This window comes from Dactylosporangium darangshiense (genome assembly GCF_039537565.1).
GTDB classification, from domain to species: domain Bacteria; phylum Actinomycetota; class Actinomycetes; order Mycobacteriales; family Micromonosporaceae; genus Dactylosporangium; species Dactylosporangium darangshiense.
Genome location: NZ_BAABAT010000002.1, coordinates 459,341 through 477,649, shown reverse-complemented (window position 1 = coordinate 477,649; position 18,309 = coordinate 459,341). Strand labels below are relative to the sequence as shown.

The 18,309-nt window shown below is 72.6% G+C and carries 15 protein-coding genes and 1 riboswitch; of the genes, 11 read left to right on the top strand and 4 right to left on the bottom strand.

The annotated features are described in order from the left end of the window. The first annotated feature begins 73 nt into the window (after positions 1-73). From ABD901_RS05780 to ABD901_RS05755, 6 genes are read left to right on the top strand one after another with little or no spacing between them, the layout of a single operon-like run. On the top strand, positions 74-946 hold the full coding sequence (locus ABD901_RS05780) for a carbohydrate ABC transporter permease (RefSeq protein WP_345122010.1): 873 nt from the start codon (positions 74-76) through the stop codon (positions 944-946). A 1-nt stretch (position 947) separates the two neighbouring features. Then, entirely contained in the window at positions 948-1,793 is an 846-nt protein-coding gene (locus tag ABD901_RS05775; protein WP_345122008.1) for a carbohydrate ABC transporter permease, read from the top strand. Between the two features lie 43 nt (positions 1,794-1,836). Beyond that, positions 1,837-3,180 carry an ABC transporter substrate-binding protein gene (locus ABD901_RS05770; RefSeq protein WP_345122006.1) on the top strand — a complete coding sequence of 448 codons (1,344 nt, stop codon included), beginning with the start codon at positions 1,837-1,839 and terminating at the stop codon, positions 3,178-3,180. A gap of 32 nt (positions 3,181-3,212) precedes the next feature. Next, positions 3,213-5,204: a beta-galactosidase gene (locus tag ABD901_RS05765; protein WP_345122004.1), complete on the top strand. Its 1,992-nt coding sequence runs from the start codon at positions 3,213-3,215 to the stop codon at positions 5,202-5,204. A gap of 16 nt (positions 5,205-5,220) precedes the next feature. Next, on the top strand, positions 5,221-5,547 hold the full coding sequence (locus tag ABD901_RS05760; protein WP_345122001.1) for a DeoR family transcriptional regulator: 327 nt from the start codon (positions 5,221-5,223) through the stop codon (positions 5,545-5,547). 40 nt (positions 5,548-5,587) lie between these two features. Further along, the gene (locus ABD901_RS05755) at positions 5,588-5,911 is read left to right on the top strand and encodes a hypothetical protein (RefSeq protein ID WP_345121999.1); all 324 of its coding nucleotides are present in this window, start codon (positions 5,588-5,590) and stop codon (positions 5,909-5,911) included. A 3-nt stretch (positions 5,912-5,914) separates the two neighbouring features. Here the strand turns inward: ABD901_RS05755 and ABD901_RS05750 are convergent, their stop codons facing one another. Continuing rightward, positions 5,915-6,292 (bottom strand): DUF5997 family protein, encoded by a 378-nt coding sequence (locus tag ABD901_RS05750; RefSeq protein WP_345121997.1) that lies wholly within the window; start codon positions 6,290-6,292, stop codon positions 5,915-5,917. A gap of 49 nt (positions 6,293-6,341) precedes the next feature. On the opposite strand from ABD901_RS05750, the gene ABD901_RS05745 reads away from it, so the two are divergent. The 4 genes from ABD901_RS05745 to ABD901_RS05730 all read left to right on the top strand — a co-directional run bounded on the left by ABD901_RS05745 (position 6,342) and on the right by ABD901_RS05730 (position 12,200). Further along, positions 6,342-6,968 carry a LysR substrate-binding domain-containing protein gene (locus ABD901_RS05745; RefSeq protein WP_345121995.1) on the top strand — a complete coding sequence of 209 codons (627 nt, stop codon included), beginning with the start codon at positions 6,342-6,344 and terminating at the stop codon, positions 6,966-6,968. Between the two features lie 92 nt (positions 6,969-7,060). Further along, complete coding sequence (locus ABD901_RS05740) at positions 7,061-8,491, top strand: histidine kinase (protein ID WP_345121993.1); 1,431 nt, start codon at positions 7,061-7,063, stop codon at positions 8,489-8,491. Between the two features lie 69 nt (positions 8,492-8,560). Further along, positions 8,561-8,769: riboswitch (cobalamin riboswitch) on the top strand. A 111-nt stretch (positions 8,770-8,880) separates the two neighbouring features. Beyond that, positions 8,881-11,205 carry a ribonucleoside-diphosphate reductase subunit alpha gene (locus ABD901_RS05735; RefSeq protein WP_380133254.1) on the top strand — a complete coding sequence of 775 codons (2,325 nt, stop codon included), beginning with the start codon at positions 8,881-8,883 and terminating at the stop codon, positions 11,203-11,205. After that, positions 11,196-12,200 (top strand): ribonucleotide-diphosphate reductase subunit beta, encoded by a 1,005-nt coding sequence (locus tag ABD901_RS05730; RefSeq protein ID WP_345121991.1) that lies wholly within the window; start codon positions 11,196-11,198, stop codon positions 12,198-12,200. Before ABD901_RS05735 ends, ABD901_RS05730 begins: the two co-directional genes overlap by 10 nt. Positions 12,201-12,266: 66 nt before the next feature. Here the strand turns inward: ABD901_RS05730 and ABD901_RS05725 are convergent, their stop codons facing one another. Further along, positions 12,267-14,756 (bottom strand): ATP-binding protein, encoded by a 2,490-nt coding sequence (locus tag ABD901_RS05725; protein WP_345121989.1) that lies wholly within the window; start codon positions 14,754-14,756, stop codon positions 12,267-12,269. Here ABD901_RS05725 and ABD901_RS05720 point away from each other — a divergent pair. Beyond that, the gene (locus ABD901_RS05720) at positions 14,737-15,318 is read left to right on the top strand and encodes a DUF4386 domain-containing protein (protein ID WP_345121987.1); all 582 of its coding nucleotides are present in this window, start codon (positions 14,737-14,739) and stop codon (positions 15,316-15,318) included. The two genes, ABD901_RS05725 and ABD901_RS05720, sit on opposite strands and share 20 nt — an antisense overlap. Before the next feature lie 29 nt (positions 15,319-15,347). Here ABD901_RS05720 and ABD901_RS05715 read toward each other — a convergent pair whose 3' ends face one another. Beyond that, positions 15,348-16,742, bottom strand: a complete 1,395-nt coding sequence (locus tag ABD901_RS05715; protein ID WP_345121985.1) for an RICIN domain-containing protein — start codon at positions 16,740-16,742, stop codon at positions 15,348-15,350. Positions 16,743-16,789: 47 nt separating this feature from the next. Next, a complete protein-coding gene (locus tag ABD901_RS05710; protein ID WP_345121984.1) occupies positions 16,790-18,241 on the bottom strand; it encodes a pectinesterase family protein in 1,452 nt (483 codons plus the stop codon). Positions 18,242-18,309 lie beyond the last annotated feature (68 nt).

Below are 18,309 nucleotides of genomic sequence, written 5' to 3'. Positions count from 1 at the left end.
CCGCAACACATGTTTACGTAAACATCGCCACGCCCAGGTGGTCGATGTTTACGTAAACAAGGGAGGGGTGCGGGTGGCACGTCGAAGGAGGTCGTGGGGTGGCTGGCGGTTCGTCGGGCCGTTCATGGCCGTGTTCGCGCTCGTGTTCCTGGCGCCGATCGGGTACTCGATCTATCTCAGCCTGTTCCGCACCCGGCTCATCGGCGGGACGGCCTTCGTCGGCGCGCAGAACTACACCGACGCGCTGAGCGACGCGCAGTTCTGGTCGGCGTTCGGGCGGGTCGCGCTGTTCCTCGCCGTGCAGGTGCCGATCATGCTGTTCGTGGCGCTGCTGCTGGCGCTGGCCATCGACAGCGGGCGGCTCTACGGCGCCGGGTTCTTCCGCATCTCCGTCTTCCTGCCCTACGCGGTGCCGGCCGTCGTCGCCACGCTCATGTGGGGGTTCATGTACGGGACCCGCTTCGGGCTCGTCGGCAACCTGCAGGACCGGCTCGGGGTGACGCTGCCCGATCCGCTCAGCCCCAAGTACGTGCTCGCCGCCATCGGCAACGTCGTGACGTGGGAGTTCGTGGGGTACAACATGCTGATCCTCTACTCCGCGCTGCGCGTGGTGAACCCGGCGCTGTACGAGGCCGCCGCCATCGACGGTGCCGGGCAGTTGCGCATCATCCGAGCCATCAAGCTGCCGGCGCTGCGCGCGCCGCTGCTCATCGCCACGATCTTCTCGATCATCGGCAGCTTTCAGCTGTTCAACGAGCCGAGCATCGTCAAGACCCTGGCGCCCAACGCGATCACGACGTACTTCACGCCCAACCTGTACGCGTACTCGCTGTCCTTCTCCGGGCAGCAGTACAACTACGCCGCCACGGTGGCGATCATCATGGGGGTCCTGACGATGATCGTCGCGTACGCGGTGCAGCTGCGCGGCCTGCGCCGGGCGGCCTGACGTGCGCGCCCGCCGCAGCGTCACGCTGACCGCGCTCACCGGCCTCGTGCTGGTCTACGCCCTGCTGCCCTTGGTGTGGCTGGTCGTCAACGCGACCAAGACGCAGGAAGGGCTGTTCGACTCGTTCGGGCTGTGGTTCGCCGGGGACTTCCACCTGGGCGGCAACATCGCCGACACGTTCGCCTACGACCACGGGATCTTCGGGCGCTGGCTGCTCAACACCCTGCTGTACGTCGTCGCCGGCGCCGGCGGCGCCACGCTGCTCGCGGCGCTGGCCGGCTACGGGCTGGCGAAGTTCGACTTCCCGGGGCGCGGCGGCGTCTTCGCCGTCGTCATCGGGGCCGTCGCGGTGCCGGGCACGGCGCTCGCGGTACCGACCTTCCTGATGTTCTCGCAGCTCGGCCTCGCGAACACGCCGTGGGCGATCATCGTGCCGTCGCTAGTGTCGCCGTTCGGGCTGTATCTCATGTGGACCTTCGCCCGCGACGCCGTCCCCGACGAGCTGCTCGAGTCGGCGCGCGTCGACGGCGCGAGCGAGGCGCGCACGTTCTTCTCGGTCGCGCTGCCGCTGCTCGGCCCCGGCACCGTGACCGTGCTGCTGTTCAACGTCGTCGCCACCTGGAACAACTACTTCCTGCCGCTGATCATGCTCAAGGACCCCGACTGGTACCCGCTGACGCTCGGCCTGTCGACCTGGAACCAGCAGGCCATCACCGCGGGCGGCGACGTCGTGTTCAACCTCGTGATCACCGGTTCGCTGCTCACGATCGTGCCGCTGATCGCCGCGTTCCTGCTGCTGCAGCGGTACTGGCGGTCCGGACTCACCGCCGGAAGCGTCAAGGAATGACACCCCCCGACGAACGACACTCCCCACCGAAGGGAACACCCCGATGACGGCCATCAGTCGCCGCTCGCTCCTGCTCGGCGCCGCCTCCTCCGCCCTGCTCCTCGCCGCCGGGTGCGGCTCCGACGACGCCGCGTCCGGCGGAGGCGGCGGGGCACCCAAGGGCTCCGACGCCGACATCCAGGCCGCGCTCGACGCCGGCGGCACCATCACCGTGTGGGCCTGGGAGCCCACGCTCAAGCAGGTCGTCACCGACTTCCAGGCGAAGTACCCGAAGGTGAAGGTCAACCTCGTCAACGCCGGCACCGGCGACAAGCAGTACACCGCGCTGCAGAACGCCATCAAGGCCGGCAGCGGCGTGCCCGACGTCGCGCAGATCGAGTACTACGCGCTGCCGCAGTTCGCGCTCGCCAAGTCGCTCACCGACCTCGGCGGCTTCGGCTCCGCCAAGCTCGACGGCACCTTCACCCCGGGGCCGTGGAACGCGGTGCACGCCGGCGGCGCGCTCTACGGCCTGCCGATGGACTCCGGCCCGATGGCGCTGTTCTACAACAAGGAGGTCTTCGACAAGCACGGCGTCGCGGTCCCGGCGACCTGGGACGACTTCTACGCCGCCGCACAGAAGCTGCATGCCGCGGATCCCAAGGTGTACATCACGAGCGACACCGGCGACGCGGGCTTCACCACGAGCATGATCTGGCAGGCCGGCGGCCGCCCCTACAAGGTCGACGGCACCACGGTCGGCATCGACTTCACCGACGCCGGGACGAAGAAGTTCACGGCGCTGTGGCAGAAGCTCATCGACGGCAAGCTGCTGTCGCCGGTGAACGGCTGGAGCGACGGCTGGTACAAGGGCCTCGGCGACGGCACGATCGCCTCGCTGGTCATCGGCGCCTGGATGCCCGCCAACCTCGAGTCCGGCGTCAAGGCCGCCGACGGCAAGTGGCGCGTGGCGCCGATGCCGCAGTGGGAGGCCGGCGGCAAGGTCACCGCGGAGAACGGCGGCAGCTCCCTGGCCCTGCCCACCGCGGGCGGCAACAAGAACCTCGCGTGGGCGTTCACGAAGTACGCCACCGTCGACGCCGGCGCACAGTCCCGCGCCGACAACGGCGCGTTCCCGGCGACGATCGCGCAGCTCAACACGCCCGCGTTCCGGGACAAGGAGCTGTCGTACTTCGGCGGGCAGAAGGTCAACCAGGTGCTCGCCGACGCCGCCACCCAGGTCGCGACCGGCTGGTCGTACCTGCCGTTCCAGGTGTACGCCAACAGCATCTACGGCGACACGGCCGGCAAGGCGTACGTCAGCGCCACCCCGCTGCAGGACGCGCTCAAGGCCTGGCAGGACGCGTCGCTGAAGTACGGCAAGGACCAGGGCTTCACCGTCAAGTAAATGTTCACGTAACCATTACCGGGAGTAACCTCGTGCATCGATGGCTGCGCTGGCCGACGGACCCGCACCGCCCGCGGCTCGCGTTCGGCGCCGACTACAACCCCGAACAGTGGCCGCGCCACGTCTGGCGCGACGACGTGCGGGCGATGCGGACGGCCGGGGTCAACATCGTGTCGCTCGCGATCTTCTCGTGGGCCCGGCTGCAGCCGAGCGCCGACGCGTGGGACTTCGCGTGGCTCGACGAGGTGATGGACCTGCTGCACGCGCACGACATCGCGGTGGACCTGGCCACGGCGACGGCCTCGCCGCCGCCGTGGCTGACCGCCGCGCACCCGGAGATCCTGCCGGTGGACCGGGACGGGCGAACCGTGTGGCCCGGCGCGCGCCAGCACTGGCGGGCGACGTCGCCGGTGTTCCGCGAGCACGCGCTGCGCCTGGTCCGGGCCCTGGCCGCCCGCTACGGCGAGCACCCGGCGCTGGCGGCCTGGCACGTGAACAACGAGCTCGGGTGCCACAACGCGTACGACTACTCCGACGACGCCGCCGCGGCGTTCCGGGTGTGGCTGCGGGAGCGCTACGGCACGCTCGAGGAGCTCAACCGGGCGTGGGCGACGACGTTCTGGTCGCAGCAGTACAGCGACTGGCAGCAGCTGCTGCCGCCGCGGCTGGCCGCCTCGCACCCCAACCCCACGCAGCAGCTGGACTTCAAGCGCTTCTCGTCCGACGCGCTGCTGGCACACCTGCGCGCCGAGCGCGACGTGCTGCGGGAGGCGACACCCGAGGTACCGGTCACGACCAACTTCCTGCTCATGGGCGAGACCCGGGGCGTGGACTATGCCGGCTGGGCCGTGGAGCTGGACTTCCTGGCCAACGACCACTACGTCGAGCCCGGCCCGCAGGGCAGCGACGAGCTGTCCTTCTCCGCCAACCTGGTCGGCAACCTAGCCGGGGGCCGTCCGTGGTACCTCATGGAGCACTCCACCAGCGCGGTCAACTGGCAGCCGGTGAACGTGGCCAAGGCCCCCGGCGAGATGGCCCGCGACTCGCTCACCCACGTGGCGCACGGCGCCGACGCGGTGTGCTTCTTCCAGTGGCGGCAGTCGGCGGGCGGCGCCGAGAAGTACCACTCCGCGATGATCCCCCACGCCGGCGAGGACAGCGCCGTCTTCCGCGCCGTCGTCGAGCTCGGCGCGACCCTGCGCGGCCTCGCCGCCGTGGCCGGCACGCCCCGCACCCCGGCCCGCGCGGCGATCGTCTTCGACTGGGACTCGTGGTGGGCGTCGGAGCAGGACTCGCACCCCACCGACCGGCTGCGCTACCGGCAGGAGGCCCTCGACTGGTACTCGGCCTTCCTCGAGCTCGGCATCCGCGCCGACGTCGTGCCCGCCGGCGGCGTGTGGGAGGGCTACGAGCTCCTGATCGCCCCGATCCTGTACGTCGTGCCGTCCGCCCTCGCCGAACGGCTCTCCGGCTACGTGGCCGCCGGCGGCCACCTCGTCACCACGTACTTCTCCGGCATCGTCGACGAGCACGAACACGTGTGGCTGGGCGGCTACCCCGGCGCGCTGCGCGAGCTGCTCGGCATCCGCATCGAGGAGTTCGCGCCGCTGCTGGACGGCCAACGGGCCGAGCTCGACAACGGCGCCACCGGCACGCTGTGGACCGACCGCATCGACGTCACCGACCCGGCGACCGAGGTCCTGGCCCGGTACAAGACCGGCGAGCAGGCCGGCCGCGCGGCTGTCACGCGCCGGTCCGCCGGCGGTGGCTCGGCCGCCTACGTCTCCACCCGCCTCGGCGCCGCCGGCCTGACCCCCGTCCTCGCCGAACTGGCCGCCCGGGCCGGCGTGACCAGCGAGCTGCCGCCCGACCTGCGCGGCGCCGTCGAGCTGGCCGTGCGCGGCCCGCACCGCTTCCTCATCAACCGCACCGACCGGCCCGTCGACGTCCGCGCCGTCGCCGGCCCCGGCGCAATGCTGGCGCCGCGAGCGGTGATGGTCACCGATCAGGGAGGTACACCATGATCCAGGACCTTCCGGCATGATCCACGAACTGGCGGCCCAGCGCCGCCGCGCGATCCTCGACCTCGTCGCGACCCGCCAGTACGCCACCATCGGCGAGCTGCGCGACGCGACCGGCGCCTCCGCCTCGACGGTCCACCGCGACCTGGCCCAGCTGGCCCACGCCGGCGTCGTGCAGCGCGTCCGCGGCGGGGTGACCCGGGCCGCGGCCCCGTCGGACGAGGTCGTGGAGCTCCGCCACCGCCTGGCCCGGCTCCCCCGCGTCCTGGAGACCGGCGACCTGGCAACGGTCCAGCGCCTCCTGACCCAGGCGCTGCACACCTGTGAGCGCCTGCGCCGCCGCTGAACTGCCACCACGCGCCGCGGCCCCGATAGGATCGGGGGTGATGTCCTCCCGAGTGCGCATCGCCGGCATCGGCATCGCCGTCGCCGTTGTCGGTAACGGCCTGGCCGACCTCGTCGCCTATCTGGCGCTGCGGGCGGCCGGCGGGCCCCTCGGCTGCGGCGCGCAGACGAGCTCCGGCGAGCGGTTCGGGGTGTTCGTCGCGCTCGTCGTGTCCTACGCGGTCGCGCAGCTCGTCGTCGGCGGCGCCGCGGCCGGGATCTCGGCGCTGGCCAGGCCGAAGGAGCCGTACTGGGCGGCGCTCGGCGGCGCGTGGGCGGTGCTGGCGCTGCTGTCGATCCTGTCGGTGTGCTACCCGGGGTGCTGACGGCTACCGGGCGGAGCGCTCCTCGGCGAGGCGGCGCTGCTCGCGGCGCACCTCCGCGAACGACTCCCGCTCGCGCACCAGCCACTCCGGCGGATCGGCGACCAGGGCGGCGATCTGCTCGGTGGTCAGCGCCTCCGTGATGCCGCCGCGGGCCAGGCCGCTGTTGGAGACCCGCAGGCGGGCGGCGACCACGCTGCGCGGGTGCGGGCCGTCCCGGCGCAGGTCCGCCAGCCACTGCGGCGGGTTGCGCTGCAGCTCGTCGAGCTCGTCGCGCGACACCAGGCCGTCCTGGAACTCCCGCGGCGTGGCCGGCAGGTAGACGTCGAGCTTCTGCGCGGCCGTGGCGGGCTTCATCACCTGGGGCTTCTTCGACTTGCTCACCCGGTCAGCGTAGTCGGCGGGTCCTCGGTAGGCTGGCGCGGGAGGTGCGGTGTCCAGCAACGAGGATTCCCGCCCGGCGGCGTTCCGCCTGGCGGTGGTGCCCGGGGTCGTCATCGACCGGTGGGCCCGCACCTGGGCGGAGCGCCAGCCGCGCACCCGGCTCGAGCTCGTGCCCGCCGAGGCCGCCGACGCGCCCGGGCTGATGCCGGAGCATGCGGACGCCGGGCTGGTGCGCCTGCCCGTCGACCGCGACGTGCTGCACGCCATTCCGCTGTACACCGAAGCCTCCGTCGTCATCATCCCCCGCGACCACGTGCTCAACGCCGCCGACGAGCTCACCCTCGCCGAGGCCGTCGAGCTCGGCGACGCGCTGCTGCGCCCGCTCGACGACGTGCTGGCCTGGGACACGCCGCCGGCCGAGGGCGTCCAACGGCCGGAGACGACGGCCGCCGCGGTCGAGTGGGTGGCCGCCGGCGTCGGGCTGCTCGTCGTGCCGCAGTCGCTCGCGCGGCTGTACCACCGGCGGGACCTGAAGTACCGGACGGTCAGCGACGCCCCGGCCTCCGCGGTCGCCCTCGCCTGGCCGCGCGACGGCCACAGCGACCTCGTCGAGGAGATGATCGGCATCGTGCGCGGCCGGACCGCGAACAGCACCCGCGGCCGGCAGGGGCGCTGACCCGGGCCGGGTCACCCTCGGGTGGTGTGGGAGGCCCTACCGCGCCCGGACCACGATGGGAGGCTGACGGGCGGCGGAAGGGGTGTCGCCGAATGACGGTCCGCCGACTTGCGGGTGTCCTCGACGTGTCACACCTCGACCTGCCGCTGGATCCGGCGGCGACGGCCGTCGGCGTCGGGCTCGGCCTGCTCGCGGCCGCCGTCGCGGTCGCCTTGGTGGCCAGCTATCTCGTCCGCGTCGTCATCCAGCCGATGCGGCGCACCGCACTGATCGCCGACCAGCTGGCCGGCGGCAAGCTCGACCCGCGGCTGGTGCACACCGGCCTCGGCGAGATCAGCCGACTGGGCCGGTCGGTGAACATCCTCGGCACGTCGCTCGGGCGCAGCCTCGGCGGCCTTGCGCAGCTCGTCGAGGCGCAGACCGCCCTGCGGCGGGTGGCCATGCTCGTCGCCCGCGGCGCGGCGCCGAACGACGTGTTCGACGCGGTCACCGCCGAGCTCGGCCGGCTGGTGGCCGCCGACGGGGCGAACATCGTGCGGTACGAGGCGGACGGCTCCGGCATCATCGTCGCCATGTGGGGCTGGCCGGGCGAGCTGCTGCCGGTCGGCACGCGCCTGTCGCTGCAGGGCCCGAGCGTGTCGGCGTCGGTACGCCGGACGGGCCGGGCGGCGCGGATGGACAGCTACGACCACCACGTGGACCCGAGCCCCCTGGCGACGTTCCTGCGCGAGCACGGCATCCGCAGTGCGGTCGGCGCGCCGATCTACGTCGACGGGCGGCTGTGGGGCGTCGTCACCGCCTCGATGGTCCGCGACGAGCCGCTGCCGCCGGACGCCGAGGCGCGCCTGGCCGACTGCACCGACCTCGTCGCGATCGCGATCGCCAACGCGCAGGCCCGCACCGAGCTCGTCGCCTCCCGGGCCCGGGTGGTGCTCGCCACCGACCAGGTCCGCCGCCGCATCGAGCGCGACCTGCATGACGGCGTCCAGCAGCGGCTGCTGTCGCTGGGCCTGCAGCTGCGCGCGGCGCGGGACAGCGTCCCGGACGGTGCCGCCGGTCTGAGCGACCGGCTCACCACCGTCGCGGCGGGCCTGGCCGGCAGCATCGAGGACCTCCGCGAGATCTGCCGCGGCATCCACCCGACGATCCTCACCGACCGGGGCCTGGCCTCGGCCATCAAGGCGCTGGCCCGCCGGTCCGGCGTGCCCGTCGAGGTCGACGTCCGCCTGGACGAGCGCCTGCCGGAGCCCGTGGAGGCGGCCGCGTACTACGTGGTCGCCGAGACCCTGGCCAACGCCGTCAAGCACGCCCACGCCACGGTGGTGCACGTGTCCGTCGCCCGCGAAGGCGACCGCCTGCACCTGTCCCTGCGCGACGACGGAGTCGGCGGCGCGGACCCGGGCCGCGGCTCGGGCCTGGCCGGCATCCGCGACCGCGTCGAGGCACACGGCGGCCACCTCACCCTGACCAGCCCCGCGGGCGCCGGCACCAACGTGGACGTCGTGCTGCCGGTCTGGCGTTGACCCCGGTGGCGGCGACCGCGACACGCCGACACACGATCTGGTGTTTCGCTTTCTCGATGTCTCCCATATATGGTGTTGCCCGCAGCTGGTTCGCTCGTCCCGCCAGGACGGGCGTCGCAAGAGGGAACCCGGTGGAAGTCCGGGACTGCCCCGCAGCGGTGAGTGGGAACGAACGCCGTCAACGAAGCACTGGACCATCCGGTCTGGGAAGCGACGGCCGGTAGGCGACCTCGGTCACGCCCACGAGTCCGAAGACCTGCCAGCGCGCCGCACGCCCGTCCGGGTGCGCGGCGGTCGGAGGCCGCGCGGGACGGCCGACGCCACAGCCAGGTGCCGGCCCGACGCCGTGCCGCCCGGCGGCGTCCCCCTGCGCGCTCCTTCCGGCCTTCGTGAACGGTGCCGAGGGGGAACACACGATGCAGGTGCGCAAGCGCAACGGCGACCTGGAGCCGGTCGACGCCGAGCTCATCGTCAGGGCGGTCGAGCGGTGGGCCGGCGACCTCGACGAGGTCGACCCGCTGCGGGTGGCCACCAGGACGATCAGCGGCCTCTACGACGGGGCCACGACCGCCGAGCTGGACAAGCTGTCGATCCAGACGGCGGCGGAGCTCATCGGCGAGGAGCCGCAGTATTCCCGCCTCGCCGCCCGGCTGCTCGCCGCGTTCGTCGACGAGGAGGTTCGCGGGCAGGAGGTCGCCGGCTTCAGCCAGGCCATCCGCTACGGCCACCAGCTCGGCCTGATCGGCGACGAGACGGCCGCGTTCGTGGCCGCCAACGCGCGCGAGCTCGACGACGCCGTCGACACGGACGGGGACCTGCGCTTCGAGTACTTCGGGCTGCGCACCGTCGCCGACCGGTACCTGCTGCGCCACCCCGAGACCCGCCTCGTCGTCGAGACGCCGCAGTACTGGCTGCTGCGGGTGGCCTGCGGGCTGTCGCAGACGCCGGCCGAGGCGATCGGCTTCTACCGGCTCATGTCGTCGCTGGCGTACCTGCCGAGCTCGCCGACGCTGTTCAACTCCGGCACCCGGCACACCCAGATGTCCTCCTGCTTCCTCGTCGACTCCCCCACGGACGAGCTCGACTCCATCTACGAGCGCTACCACCAGGTGGCGAAGCTGTCGAAGTTCTCCGGCGGCATCGGCATCTCCTGGTCGCGCGTGCGGGGGCGGGGCGCGCTGATCCGCGGTACCAACGGGAAGTCGAACGGCATCGTGCCCTTCCTCAAGACCCTGGACGCCGGCGTCGCCGCGGTGAACCAGGGCGGGCGGCGCAAGGGCGCGGCGTGCGTGTACCTCGAGCCGTGGCACCCCGACGTCGAGGAGTTCCTCGAGCTGCGCGACAACACCGGCGAGGACGCCCGGCGCACCCACAACCTCAACCTGGCCAACTGGGTCCCGGACGAGTTCATGCGCCGCGTCGAGGCCGACGCCGACTGGTCGCTCATCGACCCCTCCGACGCCCCGGAGCTGCCCGACCTGCACGGCGCCGCCTTCGACGAGGCATACCGGGCCGCCGAGAAGCGGGCGGTGCGGACCGTCAGGGCCCGCGACCTGTACGGCCGGATGATGCGCACGCTGGCGCAGACCGGCAATGGCTGGATGACGTTCAAGGACCGGGCCAACGCGCTGTCCAACCAGACCGGCGCGCCCGGCAACGTCATCCACCTGTCCAACCTGTGCACCGAGATCCTCGAGGTCAACAGCGACGACGAGACCGCCGTGTGCAACCTCGGCTCGATCAACCTCGGCGCGCACGTCACCGCCGGCGGCGTCGACTGGGAGCGGCTGCGCGAAACGGTGCGCACCGCCGTCGTCTTCCTCGACCGGGTCATCGACATCAACTACTACCCGTCGGCGCAGGCGGCGGCGTCCAACCCGCGGTGGCGGCCGGTCGGGCTGGGCCTCATGGGGCTGCAGGACGCGTTCTTCACGCTGCGGCTGCCGTTCGACTCGCCCGAGGCGCGGGAGCTGTCGACTCGGGTGCAGGAGGAGATCCTGCTGACCGCGCTGGAGACCTCGGCCGGGCTCGCCGAGCGGTTCGGGCCGCATCCGGCGTTCGCCGAGACCCGCGCGGCCGCCGGCGCACTGCACCCCGACCTGTGGGGCGCCCCGGCCGGCGGCGAGCGCTGGGCCGCGCTGCGGGCCAGGATCGCCGCCACCGGCCTGCGCAACTCGCTGCTCGTCGCGATCGCCCCGACGGCGACGATCGCCTCGATCGCCGGCTGCTACGAGTGCATCGAGCCGCAGGTGTCCAACCTGTTCAAGCGCGAGACGATGTCCGGGGAGTTCCTGCAGGTCAACACCCACCTGGTCGGTGAGCTCAAGGCGCGCGGGCTGTGGACGGCGGCGATCCGGGACCGGATCAAGCGCGCGGAAGGCTCCGTGCAGGGCATCGCCGAACTGCCGGCGGAGATCCGGATGTTGTACCGCACCGCCTGGGAGCTGCCGCAACGCGCGCTCATCGACCTCGCCGCCGCGCGGGCGCCGTGGGTCGACCAGTCGCAGTCGCTGAACCTGTTCCTGAGCGCGCCGACGATCGGGAAGCTGTCCTCGATGTACCTGCACGCGTGGAAGGCCGGCCTGATGACCACCTACTACCTGCGCTCCCGCCCGGCCACCCGCATCCAGCAGGCCACGGTCGCGCTCGTGCAGCCGGCCGAGGCCGTCGCGTGCTCGCTGGAGAACCCCGAGTCGTGCGAGGCGTGCCAGTGAGCCTCCTCGACCCCGGACTCGACCTGACGCTGCGCCCCATGCGATACCCGCGGTTCTTCGACCGCTTCCGCGACGCCATCAGGAACACCTGGACCGTCGAGGAGGTCGACCTGCACTCCGACCTCGCCGACCTGCCCAACCTCTCCCCGGCCGAACGGCACCTCGTGTCGAGGCTGGTCGCGTTCTTCGCCACCGGCGACACGATCGTCGCCAACAACCTGGTGCTCAACCTCTACCAGCACGTCAACTCGCCCGAGGGCCGGCTCTACCTGTCACGGCAGCTGTTCGAGGAGGCCGTGCACGTCCAGTTCTACCTGAACCTCCTCGACACCTACGTCCCCGACGAGGCCGAGCGGTTCGCGGCGTTCGCGGCCGTGGAGAACATCCCGTCGATCCGCCGGAAGGCCGAGTTCTGCTTCCGCTGGATCGACTCGGTCTTCGCGCTGCGCCGGCTGGAGACGCGGGCGGACCGGCGGGCGTTCCTGCTCAACCTGATCTGCTTCGCCGCCTGCATCGAGGGCCTGTTCTTCTACGGCGCCTTCGCCTACGTCTACTACCTGCGCTCCCGCGGCCTCCTGCACGGCCTGGCGTCGGGCACCAACTGGGTGTTCCGCGACGAGTCCATGCACATGGCGTTCGCCTTCGACGTCGTCGACACCGTCCGGGCCGAGGAGCCGGACCTGTTCGACGCCGAGATGGAGCGGCAGGTCCGCGACATGCTCGCCGAGGCGGTCGAGTGCGAGGTCCAGTTCGCCGCCGACCTGCTCGAGCAGGGCATCTCCGGCCTGTCCCTGCCCGACATGCGCGAGTACCTGCAGCACGTCGCCGACCGGCGCCTCGCCCAGCTGGGCCTGACGCCGATGTTCGGCAGCCGCAACCCGTTCGCGTTCATGGAGCTGCAGGACGTCCAGGAGCTGTCGAACTTCTTCGAACGACGGGTATCGGCCTACCAGGTCGGCGTCACCGGCACGGTCACCTTCGACGACGACTTCTGAGCGGATGCGGGCTGGGCCGCCGGCCGCCGGAGCTGTACTACGCCGGCGGCCGGCACGGCACGTTCGTCAGGCAGTGCTGACCGCGAGGTCGGCGAGGACGGAACGCATGTAGGACAGGGCCGCCCGGTCGTCGAGCGGCTCTCCCGGGGGCTCCGGCCCCGCCGAGGCGGCGGCGATGCGGGCCGCGCCCGGTGCGGCCAGCGTGCGGGCGGCGAGGGCGCCGAAGTCGTTGGCGGACCCGAGGTATGCCAGGGCGCGGGCGGCCTCGGCGAGGCGGCCGGCCTCGGCGGTCATGTTGACGAACTCGACGGCGATGACGACGGCGGCGATGACGTTGCCGGCCTCGATCTGCTCGTCGACGTACGACAGCAGGGTCGCGAAGGCCGTGCGGCGCTCGCCGCGGCGGAACGCGGAGCGGGCCTCGGCGGTCTTGTTGGCCGACAGCGTGCCGGCGGGCAGCTCGATGCGGGCCGCCTCGTCGAAGTGGCACTCGGCCTCGGCGGTGCGGCCCTGGAACGACGCCGAGTACGCGAGGGTCTGCAGCGCCCAGTGCAGCAGCGTCGGCGGGCCGCCGGCGCGGAAGCGGTGCGCCAGGGCCGAGACGGCGGCGTCGACCTGCGCGAAGCCGCCGATGCCCAGCAGCGTGCCCGACGCGGCGAGGCCGAGGTAGGCGGCGGCGTGCGGCTCGCCCTGCGCGTGCAGCTCGGCGGCGGCGCCGGGCAGGCAGTCGCGCAGGGCCGCGCCGTCGCCGCGGGCGTACGCGGCGGCGTAGCGGCTCAGCGCCCGCCCGGAGTCGCCGTGGCGGTCGGCGACGCGGCGGTAGCCGTCGGGGTTCGCGTTCTGGGTGTACCGCTCCGCGACCCACAGCAGCCAGAACGCGCGCCGGTCGGGCTCGTCCGGCGGCGTCGCGTCGAGGATCCGCTCCGCCCACGCGCCGATCTCCTGCCGGCCCCGCAGCGGCAGCTCGGTGACGATCGGCCGGACGAGGGCGTCGGCGGCGCCCGGCTCGCCGTCGGTGAGGGCCCAGGCGACGGCGGCGCGCAGGTTGGGCCACAGCTCGCCGAGGCGTGCGACGCCGTCGACCTCGTCCGCGCCGGTGAGCCGCCGGTGGATTCGCTCGACCTCGCCCGTACACCAGCGGGCGTGGTCGGCGGCGGCGGGCTCGCGCAGGTGCTCGGCGGCGAACTGGCGGATCGGCTCCAGCAGCCGGAACCGCCGCCCGTGCGGGCCGGGCCCGGCGGTGACCATCGAGCGCTCGACGAGGCCGGCGAGGCGGTCGCCGGCGTCGGGGCCGCCGCCGACGGCCTCGGCGGCGGCGAGGTCGAACGGGCCGGCGAACACCGACAGGCGCTCCAGCAGCGTGCGCTCGGCCGGTGTGAGCAGGTCGTAGGACCACTGCACGGCGGCGCGCAGCGTGCGGTGGCGGGCGGCGCCGGTGCGGCGGGCGCCGGCCGCGTCGAGGCGGCCGTCGAGGCGGGCCGCGAGGTCGCCGGGCGGGTGGCTGCGCACGCGGGCGGCGGCGAGCTCGATCGCGAGCGGGATGCCGTCGAGGCGGCGGCAGATCTCCTCGACGGGGGCCGCGTGCGCGGCGGCGTCGTAGCCGCGGTCGGCGGCGAGGGCGCGGGCGTGGAACAGCTCGGCGGCGGCGCCGGGCTCGAGGGGCTCGACGACGAGGACCTGCTCGCCGGCGACGCCGAGCCGCTCCCGGGACGTGGCCAGCACGCGCACGGACGCGCAGCCGGCCGGGACGGCGGCGACGAGCTCCGCGGCGGCGTCCAGGACGTGCTCGCAGTTGTCGACGAGCAGCACGCCGGGCCGGGACCGCAGGGCGGCGACGATCGAGCCGGTCACGCCGAGGCCGGGGCGCTGGGCGACGCCGAGCGCGTCGGCAACCGCGCGGGGCACGTCCGCCGGTGCGGCGATCTCGGCCAGCTCGACGAGCCACGCGTCGCCGCCGTGCGCCTGGGCGCCGCGGTGGGCGGCGGCGAGCGCGAGCCGGGTCTTGCCGATGCCGCCTGTGCCGACGAGGGTCACGACCGGGGCGGCCGCGAGGGCGCCGGCGACGGCCCGCAGGTCGCGGTCGCGGCCGATGAGGGGCCCGATCCGCTCGGGCAGCCGGCCGCGGTGCTCGGCGCCGCCGTCGCCGAGCCGCTCGTCGTGGCCGAGGATCCGTGCCTCGAGGGCGCGCAGGGCGGGGCCGGGCTCGACGCCGAGCTGCGCGACGAGGTGGTGGCGGGCCCGGCGGTACGCGGCGAGGGCGTCGGCCTGGCGGCCCGCGCGGTACAGCGCCGTCATGAGCAGCGCCCACAGCCCTTCGCGCAGCGGGTGCCGCTCGACGATCTCGGCGAGGGGCCCCACGGCGGCCCGCGGGCCGGCGTCGGCGCGCCGCTCGAGGTCGGCCTCGACCGCGCCCAGCCACTGCTCGGTCAGGCCGACGACGACGGCGGCGAGGCCGTGCGCCTCCAGTCCAGCGAAGGGCGGGCCGCCCCAGGCACGGGTGACCGGCGCGCTCTTCCTCACCGCGACGGTCGCGGGCGTGATCAGCGTCCCCCTCATCGCCCCGGACAACGGACCCCACGCGCGGCAGGCCGGCGCCCTCATGGTGCTGATCATGGCGGGCGCCATCGCGCTGATCCCGACGACGCTGTTCCCGGTGCTGCGCCGCTACGGCGAGGCCCGGGCGCTCGGCTACGTCGCCGCCCGGCTGCTCGAGGTGGTGATGCTGCTGCCGGCCGCCGCCGGCCCGCTCATGGCGGTCGCGGCGCCCTCGCCGCCGGTCGAGGCGCTGGTGCGCACCGAGGAGCGCTGGGGCCAGCCGGCGAGCACCCTGTTCTTCTGCCTCGGCGCGGTGCTGTTCTACACGCTGCTGTGGCGGGCCCGCCTGGTGCCGCGCTGGCTGTCGGGGTGGGCGCTGGTCGCCATCGCACCGTACGTGGCCGGCGCCGTGATCGTGCTCTTCGGCGTCGTGGACCCGGCGTCGCCGGTCAACTCGGCCATGTACGCCCCGCTGGCGCTCAACGAGCTGGTGCTGGCCGTCTGGCTGCTCGCCAGGGGCTTCGCGGTGCGGGCCGCCGCGGAGGTGCCGCAGCGGCCCGCACCGGTGCCGCAGGGGGTGTAGCGCAGGGGGTGTAGCGCAGGGGGGTAGCGCTACACCCCGATGTCGGCCTGCGGGCCGGCGTAGGTCTTGACCAGGTTCGGCACGTCGGCGGCCGGGTCGAGGGTGTAGGAGTAGAAGCTGCTCGGGGTGAACGCGGAGCCGGACGTGTCCTGCCGCCCCGTGCAGCTGACCACGATGCTGCCCGACTGGCGCAGCTGCGCGCCGCTGTCCGGGTAGAACGGGTTGTTGACGTGGTCGAAGTAGCTGTTCTCGATGACCATCCTGGTCGCGCCGCGCGAGTAGTTGCCGTAGCTGCTGATGTTCTGCAGGTAGTTGTTGTACAGGTGCGCGTAGGCGAGGTTGTCGGCGCTGGGGTTGCGCTGGGTGGTGTCGTGGATCCAGTTGTGGTGGATCGTGGCGCGGGCGGTGACGTTGTCGGTCCAGCCGATGCCGAACGTCTTGTTGTGGTTGCCCAGCACGTTCCACGACACCGTGAGGTAGCTGGTGTCCTTGCGGGAGTCGATGTACCCGTCGTTGATGTTCGTGAACGTGTTGTGGTCGATCCAGACGTGGTCGGCGGTGTCCATCTGCACGCCGTCGTAGTCGAAGTCCTTGTCGTCCGGGTCGTCCGACGCCACCGCCGTGTCCCCGATCGTCAGGTTGCGGATGATGACGTTGTGCACGCCGGCGCCGAGGAAGAAGCCGCCGTTCTTGATCCGGCCGCTCTTGCCGACCCCGACGATCGTCTTGTTCGACGTCACCGGGATCTCGTACCCGTAGGTCGGCACGGTGATCGTGGCGTTGACCCGCACGACGTAGGCGGCGCTGCTGGTCGTGTACTTGAGCAGGTCGGCGTAGGTGGTCACGGTGACCGTGGTCCCGCCCGCGCCGCCCGTGGTCCCCTGGGCGAACCCGTCCGCGGTGTTCGACCAGGTGCGTCCGGTGCCCGCACCGGCGGCGTTGAAGGACCACTGCATGCGGGCCACGTCCGAGCAGGTCTCCTGCACGATCGGATTGTTGCCGGCCGTCGAGCCGTCCTTGTCGCTGATGCACAGGCCCGTGGCCACGCTCTTGACGAGGAACTTGCCGGAGGCGGCGGACGAGGCCGTGAAGGTCCACAGCTGGTTCGCCTTCGTGCCGTCGCCGCAGCCGTGCTGCTGCAGCTGCGTCCCGGAGACCGTCGTGGAGCTGGGGACGTCGATGCAGCGGCCGCTGTTGCCGTTGGCCAGGTTGAACTGGCCGTTGGAGCGGGCGGTGGCCGTCCACTGCTGGTCCTTCGCCGCGGTGTTGCAGGCGACCTGTACCAGCAGCGCGCTGTTGTCCATCGAGGCGCCAGTGACGTCGACGCACTTGCCGCTGGCGCCGGACGCGAGGGTGTAGACGCCGCCGCCGACCGGGGTCGTCGCCGCCGCCGAGGGCCAGACGGCGACCGCGAGCACGGTCACGGGTACCGTCGCCGCCGCCGCGGCGATTGCGAACCTCCGCCGGGCGCTCACAGCGGGTTCCAGCCGTCGGTGCCGGCCAGGTACTTCGCCGGGGTGTAGTTTGCCGCCTGCGCGTCGCTGAGCTGCGGGCGGTTGCTGTTGGTCCCGGCGCCGGCGCCGGTGTTGCGGTACTCCATGAATCGCGCGTTCTTCCATGAGTTGGTGGACATGTCGGTCCACGGCTGGGCGGTCCTGATGGTGTTGCTGAGGCTGGACTCGCGGTACAGCACCTGCGCGTCGGCGCGCCACGGCCGGCCGAGCGTGGTGGTGTTCGCCGTCGCGCCGGTGATCGCCGACTGGTAGAACAGGAATCCGTACATCCGGCTCGCCGGCGTGCTGGCCGCGGTGATCGGGCCGCCGGTGGAGCGCTTCTCGTAGATCGAGCAGCCCTGGAACACGGCCACGCCGCCGCCGTAGATGAAGTCCACGGTGCCCTCGACGTAGGAGTTCCTGACGTACACCCGGGCGGCGTCGTTGATCAGGAACGTGTCCTGGTCGGCGAGGAGCCGGACGTTGAGCAGCTGCTGCTTGTCGGCGTTGAGGTCCAGCGCCAGCGCCTGGGCGCCGGTCGTCGGCTGGTTCTCGTCGAAGTCGTTGCTGAACGTCAGGTTCGTCGCGATGAAGTCGTGCGACTGGACGTACACGGTGGCGCTGCCGTGCGTGCCGTAGGTCCCGGCGTCCTTGTTGCTGACGATCAGCACGTTGCCCGGGCCGGAGCCCAGGCCCTGCAGCGTGATGAAGGGCTTGTTCGACGGGATGATCACGTTCTCGCGGTACGTGCCGGCCTTGATGGTGATGGTCCGGCGCGCGGTGTTGCCGGCGGGCACCGCGTCGATCGCCGCCTGGACGGTGCGGTACGTCCCGCTGCCGTCGGCGGCGACGGTCGGCTTCGTTCCCGACGTGGGACCGGAGCCAGGGTTGAACGACCACTGCATCCGGGCGATGTCGGAGCAGGTCTCCTCAACGATCGGGTTGTTCCCGGCCGTCGAGCCGTCCTTGTCGCTGATGCACAGGCCGGTGGCGACGCTCTTGACCAGGTACTTGCCGGACGCGGCGGACGAGGCGCCGAACGTCCACAGCTGGTTGGTCTTGGAGCCGTCGCCGCAGCCGTACTGCTGCAGCTGCGTGCCGGACGTGGTGGACGCGCTCGGCACGTCGATGCAGCGGCCGCTGTTGCCGTTGGCCAGGTTGAACTGTCCACTGCTGCGCGCGACGGCCCTCCACTGCTGGTCGCCGGCGGACGCGTTGCACGCCACCTGGACCAGCAGAGCGCTGTTGTCCATCGACGCGCCGGCCGCGTCGATGCACTTGCCGCTGGCGCCGGAGGCCATCGTGTACACGCCGTCGCCGGTTGGCGTCGTGGCCGCCTGCGACGGCCAGACGGTCACCGCCAGCACGGCGACCGGCACCGCGGCGGTGACGGCCACCGCGGCGATGATGCGGGTTCTTCGTGAAGACATGTCGTCTCCTCTTCGGGGGCGGGGATGCGCACTCCCGTAGATGGCGACGCTGTCAGGGGCATAACGAA